This is a genomic window from Lachnospira intestinalis (assembly GCF_040095895.1).
GTDB lineage: Bacteria > Bacillota > Clostridia > Lachnospirales > Lachnospiraceae > Lachnospira > Lachnospira intestinalis.
The window spans coordinates 1-21,176 of record NZ_JBBMFS010000020.1; the positions used below are offsets into that span (position 1 = coordinate 1).

The following is a 21,176-nucleotide window of genomic DNA, read 5'->3' on the forward strand; positions in this document are numbered from 1 at the left end:
GTGCAGTTTTGAAGGAACAGGAATATAAATATTTAAAATATACAGGCTGTTGTGTTTCGGTACATAACAGCTTTTTTATTATATAAGACTGTTGTATAATTTTATCTTATATTTTATTCTGTATTTTGTCGTCTTGTTGCTGAAAGTGGCACAGAAAACAGTTTTTATTTTGTCTTTTATAAGCATTGAAATTCACACCTTTATTTGTTATAATATTTTTAACATTAAACGTAAATTGGAGGATAAATCATGGAAACGAATATACTTATGGAAAGCGGTACGAATGAACTTGAAGTTTTAGAGTTTACAGTTGGAAATAATCACTATGGAATTAACGTTGCAAAGATTAAAGAGATTGTTCAGTATAGCCCGGTAACACCGGTACCGAATTCACATCCATGTGTAGAAGGTATTTTCATGCCAAGAGATTTAATGATTACAGTCGTGGATTTGGCAAAGGTTATTAAGGCACAGCCTTCACCGGATATCACAAAAGACATGTTTATTATAACAAATTTCAATCAGTTAAATGTGGCTTTTCATGTACATAGCGTTGTAGGCATCCACAGAGTGTCATGGGCAGATATTATTAAGCCGGATTCTACAATCAGTACGGCAGACAGTGGTATTGCAACAGGTATTGTCAAGATTGATAATCAGCTCATTGTCATTCTGGATTTTGAACGTATTGTTTCGGACATCAGCCCGGAAACCGGTTTAAAGGTATCAGAAATTTCCGGTCTGGAAGGAAGACAGCGGAACGATTCCCATATTATGATTGTAGAGGATTCAGCATTGCTGATTAAGCTGATTTCTGATTCATTAACCAAGTCAGGATATAACAACCTGACGTTATGCAATAACGGACAGGAAGCATGGAATTATCTCATGAAGGTTAAATCAGGGGAAGAGCCAAAGGACGTTAAGTGTATCATAACTGATATTGAAATGCCGTTGATGGATGGACACAGACTGACAAAGCTGGTAAAGACGGATAATGATTTAAAGTCCATACCGGTTGTGATTTTCTCATCTTTGATTAATGAGCAGATGCGTTTAAAAGGAGAATCTTTAGGAGCAGATGTTCAGTTGTCGAAGCCGGAGATTGGTTTATTGGTACAGGAAATCGATAAATTATTGTTAAAGTAATGATGGACGATAGAAACTGCCGTATAGAATTTATGCGGCAGTCTTTTACTTTATAGGAGCTGTAATCATGTTATAGCGGAACCTATAGGAAAATAGTAAAAATGTGTACGGTCATATTTAGACTGGCACAGACATATTAGTATGAAACGGAGAGTAAAACAAACATGGAAAAGCAGATTTTTTCTGATTTTATAGATAAATATCGGGATGCCGAGATGGTTGTAATCGGGATTGGTGAAGAATGGAATGCATATTTAGAAAAGCAGGAATATCAGGATTTACTGGCATTTTATGCACCATATCTTGAAAAAAAGAATTATTTTTGTATTACTTCCAGTAAAAAAAATGATTTTTCATGGGGAAGTCTGAATCCGAAAAGAGTAGTTCAGCCGCTGCTCCTTGAAGCAGAACAGATCACATCAGAGAAAAAAGAGGAAGTTGAGAAGCAGTGGGATTTATATAATAAGTGGCTGTCTGCGACTCTCAATAAGAAGCTGATGCTGATTGAATTGGGAGAAGGATTTTTGATTCCGAACCTGATTCGCTGGCCGTTTGAAAAGGTCACATTTATCAATCAGAAATCTGTGTTATATCGCATTAACGGACAACTGCCGCAGTTTCCCGAGAATATTTCGGAGCGTGCAGCTGCAGTTTCGGAATCTTCTTATGATTTTTTGCAGGAATTAAAAAAAATTTTAGCACAATAAGGAAAAGTAAATTAACAGATATTGTTAAATTTGCGTAAGTATGGTACTATTTTATAGTACGGGTTTATTTATCGGAAAGATACAAATTGTACATTATTATGAAGATATGGGGTGAAAAAAGTGCCTGAATTAGATGAAGAATTAAAAGACAAAGAAACAGAAAATTTACAGGACATAGACAATGCAGGGGAAGCAGGCAAAGAGGACGAGTTGCTCTCAGACGCGGAAATTAAAAGAATAGCAGATATGAATTTAGATGATATTATCGAAGATGCAACGTCAGACAGTGTTTCCGTAGAGGATTTATTCGGTAATGGTGACAGTGCCGCAGAGGCATCACAGGAAAATGCAGATGAACCGGTACAGGCTGCATCACAGCCGGAAGAGAAGTCTGACAAGGCATCAGCAGAGCAGACAGAAGCGGTGCAGAAACAACCGGACACAACAGCTGCTGAAGCAGAACAGACTGAAACAGCCGGGACACAGACCGAAAAATCAGAACCGGCGGAACAAGCGGAAACACAGACACAGGCTGAACCGGGAAAAGAACAGGAAGCTGCCGGATCAGAGAATCAATCTGATAAAAAGAAAAAAGATAAGAAGGCAAAGAAAGCCAAAAAGGATAAAAAAGGATTCTTTAGCGCAGTCAGGGATATTTTCTTTGAAAGTGTTGAGGAAGAGCCGGAAGAAGCGGCAGGCGATGAGCTTCTTTCAGGAGAGGAAGTGCCGGAAAATCCAAAAGATGAGAATGAGCGCGTTTTAAAAGAAATGTACGGTGCGGACGGTGAGGCAAAAGAATTAAAAGAAAAAGAAGCTGCACCGAAGAAGGGCTTTTTTGCAAAGTTTAAGTACCGTTTCCAGGAATATAAGAAAAAAGCGGCAGAGGAAGATAAGGCAGAGCAGGAAGCAGAAGCTGCTGAGTACGAAGAAAAACAGCAGAAGAAGCAGGAAAAAAAGCAGGCCGCCCAGGAGAAGAAAGAGCAGAAGAAGCAGGAAAAAGCTGCAAAGCCGAAGAAAGAAAAGAAACCAAAGAAGGAAAAGCCGAAAAAAGAAAAGAAACCGAAAGAACCGTCAAAGCCGGGTGATATTTTACGGATTAAGACAAAGTCTATTATTTTATTCGTATTATTAATTGCCGGTATTGTTGTATTGATTAATATTTTGATTACAAGCTTCCATTACAGCTTTTCACTGACAAGAGCCAATAAGTATCTTGAAAATGATAAGTATGAAAAAGCATATGACCAGCTTGCAGGAATGAAATTGCGGGATGCAGATGAGGATATTTACAGACAGGTCGGTGTCATTATGTATGTACAGCGTCAGTATGACTCATACAATACGTATATGGAAATGAACCGCAAGACAGAAGCATTAAATGCTTTAATTAAAGGCATGGAACGTTATGATACATATATTGACGAAGCAAAATTCTTAGGTGTGGGTGATGATGTAGAAGCCATTAAAAAGCAGATTGTTACCGCATTGCAGAAGAGTTTCAGCATTTCAGAAAGTGAAGCAGAAACACTTGTAGATTTATCTAAGAAAGATTTTACACAATACTACTTAAAAATCGAAGCATATGGAGAGGCATAAGAATGATAGCAATTATCGATTATGATGCAGGAAATTTAAAAAGCGTTGAAAAGGCATTGAAATCACTGAATCAGGAAGTGATTGTTTCAAGAGATTCATCTGAAATTTTGCAGGCAGATAAGGTTATTCTGCCGGGTGTCGGTGCATTTGGGGATGCCATGAACAATCTGGACAAGTTCGGACTGGTAGACACGATTAAAGAGGTTACACGCAAGAATACACCATTTCTTGGAATTTGTCTGGGATTGCAGCTGCTGTTTGATAAAAGTGATGAAACACCGGGGGCAGAGGGACTTGGTATTTTGAAAGGTGAAATTTTAAGAATACCGCCAAAGGAAGGTTTAAAGATTCCACATATGGGCTGGAATTCCATTGAAATCAAACCGCAGGCAAAGCTTTTTAAAGATATTCCGAATCAGTCATATGTATATTTTGTACATTCTTACTATTTAAAGGCGCAGGACGAACAGATTGTTGCCGCCAGTACAGAATATTCAACGCATATTCATGCTTCCGTTGAGAGCGGGAATGTATTTGCATGCCAGTTCCATCCGGAAAAGAGCAGTGATATCGGACTTCAGATTTTAAAGAATTTTTCAGAACTGTAAAAATAAAAAGGATGGAGATTGGCGATGTTTACAAAAAGAATTATTCCATGTCTTGACTGTAAGAATGGCAGAGTGGTAAAAGGAACGAACTTTGTGGATTTAAGGGATGCCGGTGATCCGGTAGAGGTCGCATCCATGTATGATAAATCCGGCGCAGATGAGCTGGTGTTTCTGGATATTACGGCATCGAGTGACGGAAGAAATACAACGGTTGATTTGGTAAGGAAAGTGGCAGAACGTGTATTTATCCCGTTTACGGTTGGCGGTGGAATCCGCAGTATCGATGATTTTAAAGTATTGTTAAGAGAGGGTGCAGATAAGATTTCTGTTAATTCTGCTGCCATTATGAATCCACAGTTAATCAGTGATGCGGCAGATAAGTTCGGCAGTCAGTGCGTGGTGGTTGCGATTGACGCAAAGCGTCAGGAAGACGGACACTGGAGTATTTATAAAAACGGCGGACGGGTTGATATGCAGATGGATGCTGTAGAATGGGCAATGAAGGCTGAAAAGCTGGGTGCCGGAGAGATTCTTTTAACGAGTATGGACTGTGATGGTACAAAAGCAGGATACGACATTGAGCTGACCCGTACCATAGCGGAAAATGTTTCTATTCCGGTGATTGCATCAGGCGGTGCCGGTAATATGGAACATTTCTATGATGCATTTACAGAAGGCAAGGCAGATGCGGCACTGGCGGCGTCATTATTCCATTATAAAGAAATGGAAATCCGTGATTTGAAGAAATATCTTGCCGGAAAAGGCATTTCCGTCAGATTATAGGCAGATAATACATTATACGAATAAACACAAAAGCAGGAAAAGAGGCAGTGGAAACGATGAGTATGATAGATAATGACTGGCTTCCGGCAATTCAGGATGAATTTAAAAAAGACTATTACCGGGATTTATACCGGTTTGTAAAAGAGGAATATTCAAACACAGTGATTTACCCACCGGCAGAGGATATTTTTAACGCATTTCATTTTACACCGCTTAGCAAGGTCAAGGTATTATTGCTGGGACAGGACCCGTATCATAATGAACATCAGGCACATGGATTGTCCTTTTCGGTTCTGCCGGAGCAGAAGGATATTCCGCCGTCATTGCAGAACATTTATAAGGAACTGCATGATGACTGCGGCTGCTATATCCCGAATAACGGTTATTTAAAAAAATGGGCAGACCAGGGTGTATTACTGTTAAATACCGTGCTTACCGTGCGTGCGCATCAGGCAAATTCACATCAGGGACACGGCTGGGAACAGTTTACGGACGCGGTAATTCATGCAGTCAATGCGCAGGACAGACCGGTTGTATACATGCTCTGGGGCAGACCGGCACAGAGCAAAATTCCGATGCTGACGAATCCGAAACATCTGATATTAAAAGCGCCGCATCCAAGTCCGTTGTCGGCATACAGAGGATTCTTCGGCTGTAAGCATTTTAGTCAGGCAAATGCGTTTTTGGAAGAACACGGTATCGAGCCGATAGACTGGCAGATTGAAAATATATAAAATAAATAGTTAAAATCTTAAAATAAAACTCCCGGAGCATAGGGCAGATATGTTATCGTATTGCCATGTGTTCCGGGAGTTTTAGCATTAACGTACATCACATAAAAAAGAAAGATGCACCATAACAAGTGCATCTTTCTTTGATGTTACAGAAGCGGCGCAGTAAAAACAGCCGCTTCTTTTGATTTTTGTTAGATTTAATCGTCAAAATCTTCTTCTGTACCGGCGACAGCACCGATAACGGAAATCAGAACAACCACTGCGAAGATAGAAACCGCTACGCCGATGATTGGTCCTAAAAATAATAAAAAGTTCATGTGTTACACCAGCTTTCGTTATAAAATTATCAAACCACTTATAGATATAGTATACCCTTAATTTTCAGATTTTTCAAGGTTTTTATTTGCAGTTGCAAGCATCAGCTTGATTCGGTTCAGCTGATTGACTTCGGAAGCACCCGGGTCATAATCAACAGCAATGATATTAGCTTCCGGGAATGCCGCACGCAGCTCTTTAATAACACCTTTACCGACAATGTGGTTTGGCAGGCATGCAAACGGCTGACAGCAGACAATATTACCGGCACCGTTGTGAATCAGTTCAATCATTTCACCGGTTAAGAGCCAGCCTTCACCCGTCTGGTTACCTAAAGAAACTAAATCTTTGGCAAGGTTTGCAGTTTCCTGAATCGTAGCAGGCGGTGTAAAACGCTTGCTTTCTTTTAATGCCTGTTTTGCACCCTTTCTGAACCACTCAAGCAGTTTAATTACAGAATTATTGATAAATGCAGACTTCTTTGAAGCACCGAGGTAGTCTTTTTTGAAGTTTGCATTTTCTGCGCAGTACAGCAAAAAGCCCATTAAATCCGGCATAACCGCTTCCGCGCCTTCTGCTTCCAATAAGTCAACAAGATAGTTGTTGGCGGCAGGCATGAATTTTACAAGAATTTCTCCGACAATACCGACTCTTGGCTTTTTAATATCCAGTAATTCAATTTCATCAAATTCTTTGACAATACTGCGGATATTTTTATTAAATTCACGCATGGTAACCTTATCCTTTGTCAACTGCCGGATACAGATATTCTTCCATTTTTCATGCAGGGCATTCACAGAACCCGGTACTTTTTCATAAGGACGGGTACGGTATACGACGTTCATGAATACATCGCCGTATACAACAGCCTGCATGGCTTTCTTTAACATCGGCAGTGAATATTTAAAGCCGGAGTTGGACTCCAGACCCTGCGCACTGATAGAAATAACAGGAATATATTCCAGTCCTGCCTTTGTCAGCGCACGGCGGATAAATCCGATGTAGTTGGAAGCACGGCAGCCACCGCCGGTCTGTGTAATAACAATCGCGGTTTTGTGTAAATCGTATTTGCCGGAAAGTACGGCACTCATAATCTGTCCGACAACCATCAGGGACGGATAGCAGGCATCGTTATTTACATATTTCAGTCCGATATCAACAGAAGATTTGTTATCGTTGTCCAATACTTCAAAATTGTAGCCGCATGAATTTAATGCCGGTGCTAACAGTTCAAAGTGAATCGGTGACATCTGCGGACACAGAATGGTGTAATTTTCACGCATTTCAGGCGTAAATTCCACACGTTCAAATGCGGCAGATTCAATCTTTCTGTGATAGTGTTTCTTTTCGCGTACACGCAGTGCGGCAAGCAGTGAACGGACACGGATTCTTGCAGCACCGAGGTTGTTGACCTCATCAATCTTTAATACAGTATAAATCTTTCCTGCCTTTGTTAAAATATCATTGACAGCATCGGTTGTAACGGCATCCAGACCACAGCCAAAAGAATTTAACTGGATTAAGTCCAGATTGTCCTTTGTTTTTACATAGCTTGCGGCGGCATACAGTCTTGAATGATACATCCACTGGTCCATAACAATCAAAGGACGGTCTACCTTGCCTAAATGGGAGATAGAATCTTCTGTCAGCACGGCAATCCCGTAGGAATTAATCAGTTCCGGGATACCGTGATTGATTTCAGGGTCTACATGGTATGGACGTCCGGCAAGGACAATACCGCGTTTTCCGGTTTCATCAAGGAACTTGATAACTTCTTCACCCTTTTTGCGGACATCTTCCTTGGACTGCATCATTTCCTTCCATGCGGCAGAAACGGCGGCAGTGACTTCGGCTTTCGGAATATCCGGGAATTCCTCGCGCAGACGTTTTGCGAGAATTTCCTCATTTTCAAAAGAAAGGAAAGGATTGCGGAAATCAATGTGTTCCGTTATCAATTCTTCTACATTATTTTTAATATTTTCGGCATAAGACGTTACAATCGGACAATTATAGTGATTGTTGGTCTTATCAATTTCCTTATGCTCATACGGAATACAAGGGTAGAAGATGAACTTTACACCCTGCTTAATCAGCCATGAAACGTGGCCGTGTGCGAGCTTTGCCGGGTAACATTCGGACTCGGATGGGATGGATTCGATACCGAGTTCGTAAATTTTACGGCTGGACTGCGGTGAAAGGACAACGCGGTAACCGAGCTTTGTAAAAAATGTAAACCAGAACGGATAATTTTCATACATATTCAGTACACGTGGAATACCGACAACACCGCGGACAGCTTCACTTTCGGAAAGCGGTTCATAACCAAATAAACGTTTTAACTTATAGTCAAACAGGTTTGGCAGTTTTTCGGTACTCTTTTCCTTGCCAAGACCACGCTCACAGCGGTTACCGGTAATAAACTGGCGGTTGCCGGAGAATTTGTTAATGGTCAGATAGCAGTGGTTGGTACAGCCCTGACAGTGGGTCAGTTTTGTTTCGTAGGTTAAGCTGTTAATTTTATCAATAGACAGCATAGAAGAATCCGAAATGCCGTCATAACGTTCCCTTGCAATTAAAGCGGCACCGAAAGCACCCATAATGCCGGCAATATCCGGACGGACGGCATCGACACCGGTAATCTTTTCAAAGCTGCGCAGAACAGCGTCATTATAAAATGTACCGCCCTGTACAACGATGTGCTTTCCTAAATCGCCCGGGTCTGAAATCTTAATAACCTTGTAAAGTGCATTTTTAATAACAGAGTAGGCAAGACCGGCAGAAATATCGGCAACTTCAGCACCTTCCTTTTGTGCCTGCTTAACCTTGGAATTCATAAATACGGTACAGCGTGTTCCCAAATCAATCGGGTGCTTTGCAAACAGAGCTTCCTTTGCGAAATCCTGTACACTGAAATTCAGGGACTTTGCAAAGGTTTCAATAAATGAACCACAGCCGGAAGAACATGCTTCATTTAACTGTACGGAATCAACGGTCTGATTCTTAATCTTGATACATTTCATATCCTGACCGCCGATATCAATAATACAGTCAACCTCCGGGTCAAAAAATGCGGCGGCATAGAAGTGGGAAACTGTTTCTACTTCGCCTTCATCGAGCATCAATGCAGATTTAATTAATGCTTCGCCGTATCCTGTTGAGCAGGAGTGGACAATCTTTGCGCCCTGTGGAAGCCGGTCATAAATTTCACGGATGGCACGGATTGTTGTTGCAAGCGGAGAGCCGTTGTTACTGCTATAGAAAGAGTAAAGAAGCTTTCCGTCTTCGCCGACAAGGGCAACCTTTGTCGTTGTTGAACCGGCATCTATACCCAGATAACAGTTTCCGCGGTATTCGGCTAAAGAGCGTGTTTCAACCTTGTGAGCGGCATGACGATTCTGGAACGTGTCATATTCTTCCTGATTCTTAAAAAGCGGTTCCATACGTTCTACTTCAAATTCAAGCTTAATCTTTCCCTGTAACCGTTTGATAATATCTTCAACGGGAACGCAGACCTCTTCCTTATAATTCATGGCAGAACCGACTGCTGCAAAAAGGTGTGAATGTTCCGGTGCGATAATTTCATCCGGTGCAAGGCTTAATGTTCTGATAAATGCAGCCTTTAATTCAGACAGGAAATGCAGCGGACCGCCTAAGAAAGCAACGTTTCCGCGAATCGGTTTACCGCAGGCAAGACCACTGATTGTCTGGTTGACAACCGCCTGAAAAATAGAAGCAGATAAGTCTTCCTTTGTTGCCCCTTCATTGATAAGTGGCTGGATATCCGACTTTGCAAATACACCGCAGCGGGCGGCAATCGGATAAATGGACTTATAATTCTTGGCATATTCATTTAAACCGGAAGCGTCTGTCTGTAAAAGTGTTGCCATCTGGTCAATAAAAGAACCGGTACCGCCGGCACAGATACCGTTCATCCGCTGGTCAACACCGTTGGTAAAGTAAATGATTTTGGCATCCTCACCGCCCAGTTCGATTGCAACATCACACTGTGGCGCATAGTCCTGTAAGGCTGTCGATACCGCAACAACCTCCTGTGTAAACGGCACATTCAAATGGGTAGCAAGTGTCAGACCGCCGGAACCCGTAATGACAGGGTGAACATGAAATGTTCCCAGTTTGTCTACGGCCTTTTCCAGAAGCTGCTGTAATGTTTCCTGAATATTAGCAAAATGACGTTCATAATCAGAAAACAGAATCTGGTTATTCTCATCGAGAATTGCAATTTTTACGGTTGTAGAACCGATATCAATACCTAATTTATATGTATTCATAAAAACTAAGGCAAAAGCCTTCCTCCTTTATAAATTTAACGCATAATCCATATTTCTGTAAAAAAATGTCGAAAAATATGCAATCTTACCTATTATAATATGAATGAAAGCAAATTTCAACAAATCGTGATTTTTTAATATAAATTTAATGATGATTTGTCCCGGATTCATTGACAAATAAATGGGTATTACTTATACTTTAAAATATAAGCCGAAAGCAAAAAGGAAAGGACTAGTTTAACGTTATGAAATGGTTCGATAAGTTAGAACGCAAATATGGCAGATATGCCATTCAGAATCTGATGAAGTACATCATTATCGTCTATGCCGTGGGATTCGTAATTCAGATTTTTTATCCGGCAGTCTATGAAGTGTACTTTGCATTGGATGCACAGGCAATTCTCCATGGACAGATCTGGAGAATTTTCACCTTTATTTTACAGCCACCGTCTACAAGCATTCTGTTCATTGTGTTTGTACTGTATTTCTATTACATGATTGGCACAGTGCTGGAACGAAGCTGGGGTGCATTTAAGTTCAATGTGTATTTCTTTTCAGGGGTAATTCTTCACGTCATTGCAGCTATTTTGATTTATCTGATTTTTGGCTACAATTACCATATGAATACGTATTACATCAATCTTGCCCTGTTTATGGCATTTGCCTATGAACAGCCCGACATGGAAGTGCTGTTGTTTTTCGTATTGCCGATTAAGATTAAATGGCTCGCATGGTTTGACGGTGCGCTTTTTGCCATTACAATTATCGGCGGATATGCGGTAACGTTTCTTCCATATAATATTTGGTACGGACTTGCATCCGTCGGACTGCTGGCAACGAGTGTATATGCGTGTTATGTACTGGCAACCGCTGCACTGGTTTCAACGTTAAACTTCATTGTGTTTATGCTGATTACCAGAAAGTCAAAGACGAAGAACCAGACACAGCGTAATTTTAATAAGGCAATGAAGACGGCAAAAAAAGCACAGCAGAATCCAAACCGCAATTTTAACGAGCGTTTTTATAATGCCAACAGTGAAAAGACAACATGGGAGAATGCAAACAGACCGTATCAGCCAAAACCTATGGGCGCGACAAAGCATAAATGTGCGGTATGTGGCAGAACTGAAAAAGACGATGAGAATCTGATTTTCCGTTACTGTTCAAAGTGTCAGCCAAGCCTTGAATACTGTCAGGAGCATTTATACACGCATATCCATGTGTCAAAACCGAAGCCGGATAATGTGATAAACATAAATAAGTAAATCAAAAGCTTTGAAAATGATTAAGAATTTAAAGCTCAATATGAAAAATGCATAAAATAATTAAGATAAAACAAAAAATACATTTTGTTTTTCGGATTGTTTTATGTTACAATATTCCAGTATTGATATTATTGACACTTTATGGCATAATTCGTAATTGTGCGTTGAAGTATTAATGAAGATAGAAAATATGAGAAAGCATATTTGGAGGTTATTATAATGAAAAAGACAAAAATTATTTGTACAATGGGACCGAATACCAATGACAGAGAACTGATTAAGCAGTTAGCACTCAATGGTATGGATATTGCAAGATTCAACTTTTCTCATGGTGATCATGATGAACAGTCCGGACGTTTTGCATTAGTAGAAAGTGTTCGTCAGGAACTTAATATCCCGATTGCGACTTTACTTGATACAAAGGGACCTGAAATCAGAACAGGTGCTTTAAAGGATGATAAAAAGGTTACATTAAAGGAAGGTCAGAAGTTCACACTGACAACAAGAGAAGTAATAGGTGATGAAACAATCGGACACATCACATATGCAGGTCTGCCACAGGATATTGAAGCAGGCAACACGATTCTTGTTGATGATGGTCTGATTGAATTAAAGGTTACAAAGGTTGTTGATGGAACAGATATCGAATGCAGCGTTGTAAACGGCGGTGAATTAGGTTCTAAGAAGGGGGTCAACGTACCGAATGTAAGCATTAAGCTTCCGGGTATCACAGAAAAAGATAAGGACGATATCATTTTCGGTATTGAAAAGGGCTTTGATTTTATCGCAGCTTCTTTTGTAAGAAATGCAGCATGTATTCAGGAAATCAAGGAAATCTTATGGGCTCACGATGCAGATATTCCGGTTATTGCCAAGATTGAAAATGCAGAAGGTATTGCAAACATCGATGAAATCATCCGCGTAGCTGACGGTATTATGGTTGCACGTGGTGATATGGGTGTTGAAATTCCGGCTGAACAGGTTCCACACATTCAGAAGGAAATCATCAGAAAGTGTAATGCAGCTTATAAGCCGGTTATTACAGCAACACAGATGTTAGATTCCATGATCCGCAACCCGCGTCCTACAAGAGCTGAAGTAACAGATGTTGCCAATGCGATTTATGACGGAACAGACGTTGTTATGCTTTCAGGTGAAACAGCAAACGGTAAGTATCCGTTAGAAGCATTAAAGATGATGGCTAAGATTGCTGAAACAACAGAAAAGGATTTACTGGGTTCTGCCGTGGCTTCTAAGCTTCACAGCAAGAGAAGCATTTCAAGCGCTGTATGCAACGCAACAGTTCAGACAGCAGAAAACCTCGGTGCAAAGGCAATCGTTTGCCCGACAATTTCAGGTTTCACAGCAAGACTGACTTCCAAGTTAAAGCCAAACGCAGAAGTAATCGGCTGTTCACCTTATCCGAATGTTCTTAGAAAGATGCAGATTTACTGGGGCGTAAGACCGTTAAAGACGGCTCCGGAAACATCTACAGACAAGATTATTGAACATGCTCTTGAAGTAACTGAAAATGCAGGTTATATTACAGAAGGTGATACAGTTATTATTTCAGCAGGTATCGCAACAACATCTGCACCGACAGCGAAGAGAGGTTTAACAAATACAATGCGTGTTGTAACACTCTAATTTCAGATGACAATGCGTAATATGATTCATAATTGCATAAAGCTTTTGATCTGGATTCCGGTTCTTGTAACCGGAATCCTTATTACTAGTTTTTCGGCACAGAACGGCACACAGTCTTCGGGACTGAGCCGGAAAGTGGCGCAGACGTTTATACAGGGACTGGAAAATGTGCATGTACTATCCGTTGAGAGCAATGACCAAAGAGAGGTGCTGATTGAAAAAATGCAGTATCCTATCCGCAAGGGCGCGCATATGACGGAGTATGCCATATTTACGGTATTTACATATATTGCGCTTTTGACGGACGGTGTACGGCTTCCGAAACGCAGGTATTCTGCCCTGCTGACAGCGGTGCTGTTAGCCTCGTCAGATGAACTGCATCAGTGGTTTGTACCGGGCAGGAGCGGTTGTGTCAAAGATGTCTGTATTGATACGGTAGGCGCAGTGGCGGCGCTGTTGGTGATATGGGCAGCAGGCACGGTCCGGAACAGAATCCGGACAAAAAGACAAAATGGATTAGTGCCTTAATACGGTATCAAAAGAATTGAAAATAAATTTGTAAAAAAATCATAAAAAATCTTGACAAATGTCAATATAGGATATATGATGTTCTAGTGTGCCGCTCAGTTAGGACATAAGCAGGTGTTTTACCTCTCCAAAACTGGCGAGTATTTAATTTAGGAGGTGCCATATGTACGCAATTATAGCAACAGGTGGTAAACAGTACACAGTTTCTGAAGGCGATGTAATCAAGGTTGAAAAGCTTGGTCTGAACGCTGGTGACACTGTTACATTTGACCAGGTTCTTTTCGTTAATAACGGAGAAGCTAAGGTTGGAGAGCCTACAGTAGCAGGAGCTTCAGTTACAGCAAGCGTTGTTGAAGAAGGAAAAGATAAGAAGGTTATCGTTTACAAATATAAGAGAAAGACTGGCTATCACAAGAAGAACGGTCACAGACAGGCTTTCACTAAAGTTAAGATTGACAAGATCAATGCTTAATGCAGGGTGATTGACATGACACATGCAGTCATCTTTGAAAAATCCGGCAGTCATGAGATTGTGGGATTTCAGACAGAAGGACATGCAGGCTACGCGGATGCCGGTTCTGACATCGTGTGTGCAGCGATTTCTGTTTTAGTAATCAATACAATTAATTCTGTAGAACAGTTTACGGACAGTGATTGTACGGTTACGCAGGACGAGGAGAATGCCGGAATTTATTTCCGTGTGAATTCTTCAAAGAATCCAAAAGAATTACAGGTGTTATTACAGTCACTGGTGCTTGGCTTAAGCGGTGTGGCAGAGGGTAATGCCGATTATTTATCGATTACATTTAAGGAGGTGTAACTAATATGTTAAATATGAACCTTCAGTTTTTCGCTCATAAAAAGGGTGTTGGTTCTACAAAGAACGGTAGAGATTCTGAATCTAAGAGATTAGGTGCAAAGAGAGCTGACGGACAGTTTGTTTTAGCCGGTAATATTCTTTACAGACAGCGTGGAACAAAGATTCTTCCGGGTGTAAACGTAGGACGTGGCGGTGACGATACATTATTCGCACTGGTTGACGGCGTTGTTAAGTTTGAAAGAAAGGGCAGAGATAAGAAACAGGTTTCTGTTTATCCAGTCGCTTCTAACGAATAATTTTTAGTTCTATTAGCTCCAAGTCTTCGGATTTGGAGCTTTTGTTTCATTTGTGTACTTTTAGTACTGTTTCATTTGTATTTTGGATTAGACAAGCCGCGCTGGCGGCGGAATGGAGTGAATATGTTTTCAGACAGAGCGCGAATATTTATAAAATCCGGTAAAGGCGGCGACGGTCATGTAAGTTTCAGAAGGGAACTCTACGTTCCTGACGGCGGTCCGGACGGTGGTAACGGCGGCAGAGGCGGCGATATTATTTTTGAAGTGGACAAGGGGTTAAATACACTTGGCGATTTCAGACATAACAGCAAGTATATCGCACGAAGCGGCGAAGAAGGCGGCAAACGCAGATGTACGGGGAAAGATGGCGAAAATCTTATTATCAAAGTGCCGGAAGGTACGGTGATTTACGATGATGAATCCGGCAAGGTTATCGCAGATATGTCCGGTGAAAATATGCGTGAAACAATATTAAAAGGCGGCAGAGGCGGCAAGGGCAACATGAATTATGCAACCGCTACGATGCAGGCTCCGCAATATGCACAGCCGGGACAGGATGCACAAGAGTTGTGGGTGCGTTTGGAATTAAAGGTAATTGCCGATGTAGGTCTGGTTGGTTTCCCGAATGTCGGTAAATCCACACTGCTTTCGCGTGTAACCAATGCCCGACCAAAGATTGCCAATTATCATTTCACAACGTTAAATCCAAATCTTGGTGTTGTGGATTTAGACGGCGGCAAGGGATTCGTTATTGCCGATATTCCCGGACTGATTGAAGGTGCATCAGACGGTATCGGACTGGGACATGAATTTTTACGTCACATTGAGCGTACCAAGGTTATTATTCACATTGTGGATGCGGCATCGACAGAAGGACGTGACCCGATTGCGGATATTAAGGCGATTAATGCCGAATTAGAGGCATATAACCCGGATTTATTAAAACGTCCGCAGGTCATTGCGGCAAATAAGATTGACGTTATCTATGATGATGGCACCGGTAAAAATCCGGTAGAGGAAATTAAGGCGGCATTTGAACCGGAAGGAATCAAGGTTTATCCGATTTCTGCGGTAACGGGAAGCGGTGTCAAAGAACTGCTCTACGCAGTCCGCGGACTGCTGGATACAATGGACGATGAGCCGGTTGTATTTGAGCGTGAATTTGATATGGAAGCGCTTTTGGATAATCCGAATGAGGCATTTTCTGTTGAAAAAGACGAAACAGGTACGTATCTGGTATACGGTCCGCGTGTTGACAGAATGTTAGGTTATACGAATCTGGAATCTGAAAAGGGATTCAGCTTCTTCCAGCGTTTCCTTCGCCAGACCGGTATTTTGGACGAATTAAAAGCACTGGGAATTGAAGAAGGCGACACAGTAAGAGTCGGCGAATATCTTGAATTTGACTATTATGATTAAAACAGCGCCATAAAATGTGGCAGAAAGGCAGTAATTATGACAAGTAAACAGCGTTCTTATTTAAAGGGACTAGCAATGACCATTGATCCGATTTTTCAGTTAGGCAAATCCAGCCTGACACCGGAAAATACAAAGGCAATCGAGGAAGCTTTGAATGCAAGGGAACTGATTAAAATCAATGTATTACAAAACTGTGCGGACGATCCGAATGAAATGGCACAGATTTTAGCAGAGCGTACCCGTTCACAGGTCGTTCAGGTTATTGGAAAAAAGATTGTATTATATAAGGAATCAAAGGATAACAAAAGAATCGAACTTCCACCGGCGAAAAAGGCAGGAAAATAATGAAATCCGCAATCGGTATTATGGGTGGGACTTTTAATCCGTTTCATAACGGACATTTACAGCTTGCACTACAGGCATACCGGCAGTTTGAACTTTCAAAGGTGCTGGTCATGCCGTCGGGAACACCGGCACATAAAAGTACAAAGGAACTGATTGCAGCATCACACCGCTGTCAAATGGTATCCGGAGCCATTGCAGATTATCCCTATCTGGAACTGTCGCTTTTAGAAGTTGAGCGGAAAGGAAATACGTATACATCAGATACGTTAAAGGCTCTGCACAGACAAAATCCGGACCTGAAAATTTATTTTATTATCGGTGCGGATTCCCTGTTTGATCTGCCGAAATGGCATGAACCGGAATATGTGATGCAGCATTGTATTTTACTGGCGGCGAACCGTGATGTACACGCAAAGGCGGAACTGGCAGAACAAAAGCGGATGCTGGAGAAAAATTATGGGGCGGAAATTGCATTTTTAAAGACACCGGATATGCCGTATAGTTCAACCGATATCCGAAAGAAGCTTCAGGCAGGAGAATCCGTTGACGGAATGCTTCCTAAAACGGTTGAAAAGTATATCAGAGAACATCATTTATATCAGTAATGGCATGAAAATGTCTGCGGAATGGTGATAATGTGAAAAATAACGCAGATGCGCTTATTTTTCACACGGAGATTTGCTTCTGAGCGAAAACAAATCTCTCTGATTGCAGATGAGAAATCGCCTGCGCGGATTTCTCATCACAGCTTCGCGACTAAGTCGCTCAGGAATGAGGATAGTATGGATAATTCGTATATTGAAGATTTACGCAAACAGGTCAAAAAGGCTTTAAAAGAAGATAAAATGCGCTACCGTCATACATTAGGCGTTGCGGATACCAGTGCGTGCCTTGCCATGCGATATGGCGTGGATATGCAGAAAGCTTATATTGCAGGGCTTCTGCACGACTGTGCAAAATGTGTCCCGGATACGGTCAAGTTAGAGGAATGTAACCGCTATGGTATAGAAGTGACTGAATTTGAAAAGAATAGTCTGTATCTGCTCCATGCAAAGCTCGGTGCATATTATGCAAAGGAATTGTACCATATCGAAGATGCGTCCATTTGCAGTGCAATTTACTGGCACACAACGGGACATGCGGGTATGACAAAGCTCGAAGAAATCGTCTATATCGCGGATTATATTGAGCCGTACCGCAACCATGCACAAAATCTGGATACAATCCGTCAACTTGCTTTTACCGATTTGGAAAAGGCGATTTATCAGGTGACAAAAGATACACTTGCGTATTTAAAGAAAAAAGGCGGAAGTATCGACCCGGCAACGATTCAGACGTATGAATATTATCAGAAATTAGTTGAAAAAGGAGAAAAATAAATGGCAGAGAAGAATGCAAAAGAAATGGTGAAAACAGCAGTCGCTGCATTACAGGATAAGAAAGGCGAAGATATCCGTGTGATTGATATCAGCGGCGTAACCGTCATTGCAGATTATTTTATTATTGCAAGCGGTTCTAATCCGAATCAGGTGCAGGCACTTGTAGATAACGTAGAAGAACAGATGTACAAGGCAGGCTATGACGACCCGCGTGTAGAAGGCTATAATACCGCGTCATGGGTGCTTTTAGATTACAATGATGTCATTGTGCATGTATTTTCACAGGACGACCGTCTGTTTTATGATTTGGAGCGTATCTGGCGTGACGGAAAAGAAATTGATGTGGATTCATTATAAAATGTTTTAGACAGTATAAAATACAAAAGAAGCGTGGAAGTTCATCGGTTAATGAGCTTCTACGTTTTTTATTTATGCTTTAAATACAGTAAAAGATATTTTAAAAGTCTGGTTACAATTGGGCAGAGCGTGGACGCAAAGTTGAAAATGTAACAGATAAAATAAAAAAAGAATGCAACAATTTGTTATAAACTGTTGCATTCTCATCGCTACATAATATAAATCGGTCTTTAATAAAAATACTTTAGCATTTTTTTAAAAAAAAATTTAAAAAATTTTTTAAGTCCGTTTATCAGCCGGTTTCCTCGCGTTTTTTATAGATTTAAATGCAGAAAAACGTCATCTTTATCATCTTGTTCAATTCCCAGATACCGTTTTGTAATGGCATAGGACGAATGGTTGTAAATATCCATCAGAACTGCAGGCGGTGTGCCGCATTTCCATGCGTGATAACCGAAGGTTTTACGCATAGAATGGCAGGACAGCTTATTTTCAAAATGAAGCTGTTCACTGGCGTGCCGTATAATGCGGAAAGCCTGTGTGCGGCTTAGATGCTGGTCACTGCTTCTTCCGGGGAAAATGTAGCTGTTTGCAGTAACCTGTCCAAGACTGTTCATATAACAGCAAAGTCCCTGTGTTGCATTTTTATTTAAGGCAACGCGTGTTTCCTTTCCTGTTTTTTGTTCCTGAATGGAAATGTGTGTTAAAAATGAGCTGCGTTCAAAAGAATATACGTCCCTCCATCGTAAATCCAGTAAATCACTGATTCTTAACGCAGAATTAATGCCGAGGCATATCAGCGCGTAATTGCGCAGATTCTGCTCTGTTTCATAGTAATAATTCTTTAATTCTTGTAATTCATTCTTATTTCTAATAGGTTGTGATGTACTCATAGAACCCCTTCCTGCCGTATGCACGGCAATTCTTTATTATACATGTAACATTTTATAACAAATTGTTGCATTATGGCGCAAATGGAGGAAAAAAATTCCTTCGGAAAAACAAGGAGGTTTGTATGTTAAAGCTTACGTTAAGACCAGGTGAGTTTATTGATATCGGTGAGAATGTCCGTGTGATTTTTTCAGGCGGCTCGGCAAATAACATTCATTTGCTGGTAGATGCTCCGAGAGAAATCAATATTGCAAGAAGTTCAGCCGGGAAGAAAAAGGACACGACAGAACCGGGTGCAGGCAGATACTACAAGGAAAGTGGTATTTCTGATGAGGCACAGAAAGAGATTGTAAGTATTCTGATGCGTGAAAAACGTAAAAATGCAGCCAGACGTACACAGGAAGAAGCGTAAAATGCAGCAATACACAATAACAGCGGTAATATGCGGGTGAACCTAGGCGCCTGCTTATTATATAAATCAAAGGGAACGGATTTCCCGGAAAAAACATTTTTACACACATGGAGGTAAACAAATATGGTAGTACAGCACAATATTACAGCGATGAACGCAAACAGAATGTTAGGCGTTACAACAAACGGACAGTCTAAGTCAACAGAAAAGTTATCAAGCGGTTACAGAATCAACCGTGCCGCAGATGATGCCGCAGGTCTTTCAATTTCTGAAAAGATGAGAAAGCAGATCCGTGGTCTTTCACAGGCTTCAACTAATGCACAGGACGGTATTTCCTGCGTACAGACAGCAGAAGGTGCTTTAACAGAAGTACATTCTATGTTACAGCGTATGAATGAACTGGCAGTACAGGCTTCTAACGGAACAATGTCAGAAGACGACAGACAGAATGTTCAGGATGAAGTAGACCAGTTAGTAAGTGAAATTGACAGAGTTTCAGAAACAACAAAGTTTAATGAAACATATCTGTTAAAGGGTGATGATTCCAAGGTACAAATTTCGAATAAAGTCTATGCATCTCCTCAGATGTCACTGGTAGAAGATGCAATGGCTGACGGCTCAAAACTTGAAGTAACAACAGAAATGGATGCTACAGGTAAGACCGTATATACATTTACATCAGGTCTTAAAAAAGATGGTACATGGGCAGGGAAAAAGATTGTAGATGATTCAGCAACACCGGGAGCAGGTGAGATTAAGTTAGCAGATGCCAAGAAAGATGAATTGGCTGCAATGAATAAAGTTATTACTACATATGCAGGTGAAATGGGTATTAATGCTGTAACGCTTGCAGAGGGTGATAATAATGTTACTTCTACATCACAGACATTTACATATAATGACAGTGTAAATTTAAGTCTTCATGTTGGTGCTGATTCTGCATCTACAAACAAGATTTCACTGGATATTGAATCTATGAGTTCAGATTATCTGGGGGTAAAGGGCATTAAAGTATCTGGAAAGACTGCAATGCAGGCAACAGGTGCGATTGATACCATTGCGGATGCAGTAAAGAAAGTTTCTAAACAGCGTTCCGCATTAGGTGCTGTTCAGAACCGTCTGGAGCATACAATTTCTAACCTTGACAACGTTGTTGAAAATACAACATCTGCTGAATCACGTATTCGTGATACAGATATGGCTGAAGAAATGGTTAGCTACTCAAAGAACAACATTCTTATGCAGGCAGGTCAGTCTATGCTTGCACAGGCTAATCAGCAGAATCAGGGTGTTCTTTCACTTCTTCAGTAATTTAAGTTATCTTAATGATTTAAATTATTTTAGCAATTTAAGTGATTTTAGACCTTTTGGCAGACGGTTCAAGCCTGCCAAAGGGTCTTTTTTGCTATTATGAACAGTAATTATAAAAATATATAATAAAAAGTATATTATTAATGCAATTTACTATTGCAATATAAATGATATTGTGTTACTATTTCAATAGAATATATTCTAAGAACGAATTTAAGCACGGTTTTTTATAAAGATTATGTGTTTACAGTCTGATTTATATTTGAAATCTAAATATTTAGATTTCGTCTGTATTTTCTATCACGTTTTTTGGAATTTACTGCGG

General features: G+C 40.8%; 21 protein-coding genes. 19 read left to right on the plus strand and 2 right to left on the minus strand.

The features are described from left to right. The first annotated feature begins 249 nt into the window (after positions 1 to 249). From WMO37_RS14490 to WMO37_RS14515, 6 genes are all read left to right on the plus strand, one after another. A complete protein-coding gene (locus WMO37_RS14490; RefSeq protein WP_022431097.1) occupies positions 250 to 1,149 on the plus strand; it encodes a chemotaxis protein in 900 nt (299 codons plus the stop codon). Between the two features lie 164 nt (positions 1,150 to 1,313). Continuing rightward, on the plus strand, positions 1,314 to 1,856 hold the full coding sequence (locus tag WMO37_RS14495; protein ID WP_349155371.1) for a hypothetical protein: 543 nt from the start codon (positions 1,314 to 1,316) through the stop codon (positions 1,854 to 1,856). Between the two features lie 120 nt (positions 1,857 to 1,976). Beyond that, positions 1,977 to 3,452, plus strand: a complete 1,476-nt coding sequence (locus WMO37_RS14500; protein ID WP_349155372.1) for a prolipoprotein diacylglyceryl transferase — start codon at positions 1,977 to 1,979, stop codon at positions 3,450 to 3,452. A 2-nt stretch (positions 3,453 to 3,454) separates the two neighbouring features. Next, entirely contained in the window at positions 3,455 to 4,060 is a 606-nt protein-coding gene (gene hisH / locus WMO37_RS14505) for an imidazole glycerol phosphate synthase subunit HisH (protein ID WP_022431100.1), read from the plus strand. 24 nt (positions 4,061 to 4,084) lie between these two features. Further along, entirely contained in the window at positions 4,085 to 4,843 is a 759-nt protein-coding gene (gene hisF / locus WMO37_RS14510) for an imidazole glycerol phosphate synthase subunit HisF (RefSeq protein ID WP_022431101.1), read from the plus strand. 56 nt (positions 4,844 to 4,899) lie between these two features. Beyond that, complete coding sequence (locus tag WMO37_RS14515; protein ID WP_022431102.1) at positions 4,900 to 5,577, plus strand: uracil-DNA glycosylase; 678 nt, start codon at positions 4,900 to 4,902, stop codon at positions 5,575 to 5,577. Between the two features lie 374 nt (positions 5,578 to 5,951). Here the strand turns inward: WMO37_RS14515 and WMO37_RS14520 are convergent, their stop codons facing one another. After that, on the minus strand, positions 5,952 to 10,181 hold the full coding sequence (locus tag WMO37_RS14520; RefSeq protein WP_022431103.1) for a 2-hydroxyacyl-CoA dehydratase: 4,230 nt from the start codon (positions 10,179 to 10,181) through the stop codon (positions 5,952 to 5,954). 245 nt (positions 10,182 to 10,426) lie between these two features. Between WMO37_RS14520 and WMO37_RS14525 the strand changes: the two genes are divergently transcribed. From WMO37_RS14525 to rsfS, 11 genes are all read left to right on the plus strand, one after another. Further along, positions 10,427 to 11,446: a rhomboid family intramembrane serine protease gene (locus WMO37_RS14525; protein ID WP_022431104.1), complete on the plus strand. Its 1,020-nt coding sequence runs from the start codon at positions 10,427 to 10,429 to the stop codon at positions 11,444 to 11,446. A 219-nt stretch (positions 11,447 to 11,665) separates the two neighbouring features. Further along, positions 11,666 to 13,093, plus strand: coding sequence for a pyruvate kinase (gene pyk, locus WMO37_RS14530; protein WP_022431105.1), 1,428 nt, complete (start codon positions 11,666 to 11,668; stop codon positions 13,091 to 13,093). A gap of 12 nt (positions 13,094 to 13,105) precedes the next feature. Then, positions 13,106 to 13,621, plus strand: coding sequence for a VanZ family protein (locus WMO37_RS14535; protein WP_349155373.1), 516 nt, complete (start codon positions 13,106 to 13,108; stop codon positions 13,619 to 13,621). Between the two features lie 163 nt (positions 13,622 to 13,784). Continuing rightward, positions 13,785 to 14,093, plus strand: a complete 309-nt coding sequence (rplU, locus tag WMO37_RS14540) for a 50S ribosomal protein L21 (RefSeq protein ID WP_022431107.1) — start codon at positions 13,785 to 13,787, stop codon at positions 14,091 to 14,093. A gap of 15 nt (positions 14,094 to 14,108) precedes the next feature. Next, positions 14,109 to 14,441 (plus strand): ribosomal-processing cysteine protease Prp, encoded by a 333-nt coding sequence (locus WMO37_RS14545; protein WP_022431108.1) that lies wholly within the window; start codon positions 14,109 to 14,111, stop codon positions 14,439 to 14,441. A 5-nt stretch (positions 14,442 to 14,446) separates the two neighbouring features. Beyond that, positions 14,447 to 14,737 carry a 50S ribosomal protein L27 gene (gene rpmA, locus WMO37_RS14550; RefSeq protein WP_022431109.1) on the plus strand — a complete coding sequence of 97 codons (291 nt, stop codon included), beginning with the start codon at positions 14,447 to 14,449 and terminating at the stop codon, positions 14,735 to 14,737. A gap of 123 nt (positions 14,738 to 14,860) precedes the next feature. Then, positions 14,861 to 16,156, plus strand: a complete 1,296-nt coding sequence (obgE, locus tag WMO37_RS14555; protein ID WP_022431110.1) for a GTPase ObgE — start codon at positions 14,861 to 14,863, stop codon at positions 16,154 to 16,156. Positions 16,157 to 16,192: 36 nt separating this feature from the next. Next, on the plus strand, positions 16,193 to 16,501 hold the full coding sequence (yhbY, locus tag WMO37_RS14560) for a ribosome assembly RNA-binding protein YhbY (protein ID WP_022431111.1): 309 nt from the start codon (positions 16,193 to 16,195) through the stop codon (positions 16,499 to 16,501). Further along, positions 16,501 to 17,106: a nicotinate-nucleotide adenylyltransferase gene (gene nadD / locus WMO37_RS14565; RefSeq protein ID WP_349155374.1), complete on the plus strand. Its 606-nt coding sequence runs from the start codon at positions 16,501 to 16,503 to the stop codon at positions 17,104 to 17,106. Before yhbY ends, nadD begins: the two co-directional genes overlap by 1 nt. Before the next feature lie 177 nt (positions 17,107 to 17,283). Further along, positions 17,284 to 17,880: a bis(5'-nucleosyl)-tetraphosphatase (symmetrical) YqeK gene (yqeK, locus tag WMO37_RS14570; protein ID WP_349155375.1), complete on the plus strand. Its 597-nt coding sequence runs from the start codon at positions 17,284 to 17,286 to the stop codon at positions 17,878 to 17,880. Next, a complete protein-coding gene (rsfS, locus tag WMO37_RS14575) occupies positions 17,881 to 18,237 on the plus strand; it encodes a ribosome silencing factor (protein WP_022431114.1) in 357 nt (118 codons plus the stop codon). It abuts the gene before it with no gap. Positions 18,238 to 18,551: 314 nt separating this feature from the next. On the opposite strand, the gene WMO37_RS14580 is transcribed toward rsfS, so the two are convergent. Then, complete coding sequence (locus WMO37_RS14580; RefSeq protein WP_349155376.1) at positions 18,552 to 19,130, minus strand: tyrosine-type recombinase/integrase; 579 nt, start codon at positions 19,128 to 19,130, stop codon at positions 18,552 to 18,554. Positions 19,131 to 19,252: 122 nt separating this feature from the next. On the opposite strand from WMO37_RS14580, the gene WMO37_RS14585 reads away from it, so the two are divergent. Next, positions 19,253 to 19,540 (plus strand): carbon storage regulator, encoded by a 288-nt coding sequence (locus WMO37_RS14585; protein WP_349155377.1) that lies wholly within the window; start codon positions 19,253 to 19,255, stop codon positions 19,538 to 19,540. 123 nt (positions 19,541 to 19,663) lie between these two features. After that, positions 19,664 to 20,851: a flagellin N-terminal helical domain-containing protein gene (locus tag WMO37_RS14590; protein WP_349155378.1), complete on the plus strand. Its 1,188-nt coding sequence runs from the start codon at positions 19,664 to 19,666 to the stop codon at positions 20,849 to 20,851. Positions 20,852 to 21,176: the final 325 nt, after the last annotated feature.

What these genes read in the sequence shown, in the direction of transcription:
- WMO37_RS14490 (WP_022431097.1), top strand. Translation starts at nt 250, where the DNA reads ATGGAAACGAATATACTTATGGAAAGCGGTACGAATGAACTTGAAGTT.
- WMO37_RS14495 (WP_349155371.1), top strand. Translation starts at nt 1,314, where the DNA reads ATGGAAAAGCAGATTTTTTCTGATTTTATAGATAAATATCGGGATGCC.
- hisH (WP_022431100.1), top strand. Translation starts at nt 3,455, where the DNA reads ATGATAGCAATTATCGATTATGATGCAGGAAATTTAAAAAGCGTTGAA.
- hisF (WP_022431101.1), top strand. Translation starts at nt 4,085, where the DNA reads ATGTTTACAAAAAGAATTATTCCATGTCTTGACTGTAAGAATGGCAGA.
- WMO37_RS14515 (WP_022431102.1), top strand. Translation starts at nt 4,900, where the DNA reads ATGAGTATGATAGATAATGACTGGCTTCCGGCAATTCAGGATGAATTT.
- WMO37_RS14520 (WP_022431103.1), bottom strand. Translation starts at nt 10,181, where the DNA reads ATGAATACATATAAATTAGGTATTGATATCGGTTCTACAACCGTAAAA.
- WMO37_RS14525 (WP_022431104.1), top strand. Translation starts at nt 10,427, where the DNA reads ATGAAATGGTTCGATAAGTTAGAACGCAAATATGGCAGATATGCCATT.
- pyk (WP_022431105.1), top strand. Translation starts at nt 11,666, where the DNA reads ATGAAAAAGACAAAAATTATTTGTACAATGGGACCGAATACCAATGAC.
- WMO37_RS14535 (WP_349155373.1), top strand. Translation starts at nt 13,106, where the DNA reads ATGCGTAATATGATTCATAATTGCATAAAGCTTTTGATCTGGATTCCG.
- rplU (WP_022431107.1), top strand. Translation starts at nt 13,785, where the DNA reads ATGTACGCAATTATAGCAACAGGTGGTAAACAGTACACAGTTTCTGAA.
- WMO37_RS14545 (WP_022431108.1), top strand. Translation starts at nt 14,109, where the DNA reads ATGACACATGCAGTCATCTTTGAAAAATCCGGCAGTCATGAGATTGTG.
- rpmA (WP_022431109.1), top strand. Translation starts at nt 14,447, where the DNA reads ATGTTAAATATGAACCTTCAGTTTTTCGCTCATAAAAAGGGTGTTGGT.
- obgE (WP_022431110.1), top strand. Translation starts at nt 14,861, where the DNA reads ATGTTTTCAGACAGAGCGCGAATATTTATAAAATCCGGTAAAGGCGGC.
- yhbY (WP_022431111.1), top strand. Translation starts at nt 16,193, where the DNA reads ATGACAAGTAAACAGCGTTCTTATTTAAAGGGACTAGCAATGACCATT.
- nadD (WP_349155374.1), top strand. Translation starts at nt 16,501, where the DNA reads ATGAAATCCGCAATCGGTATTATGGGTGGGACTTTTAATCCGTTTCAT.
- yqeK (WP_349155375.1), top strand. Translation starts at nt 17,284, where the DNA reads ATGGATAATTCGTATATTGAAGATTTACGCAAACAGGTCAAAAAGGCT.
- rsfS (WP_022431114.1), top strand. Translation starts at nt 17,881, where the DNA reads ATGGCAGAGAAGAATGCAAAAGAAATGGTGAAAACAGCAGTCGCTGCA.
- WMO37_RS14580 (WP_349155376.1), bottom strand. Translation starts at nt 19,130, where the DNA reads ATGAGTACATCACAACCTATTAGAAATAAGAATGAATTACAAGAATTA.
- WMO37_RS14585 (WP_349155377.1), top strand. Translation starts at nt 19,253, where the DNA reads ATGTTAAAGCTTACGTTAAGACCAGGTGAGTTTATTGATATCGGTGAG.
- WMO37_RS14590 (WP_349155378.1), top strand. Translation starts at nt 19,664, where the DNA reads ATGGTAGTACAGCACAATATTACAGCGATGAACGCAAACAGAATGTTA.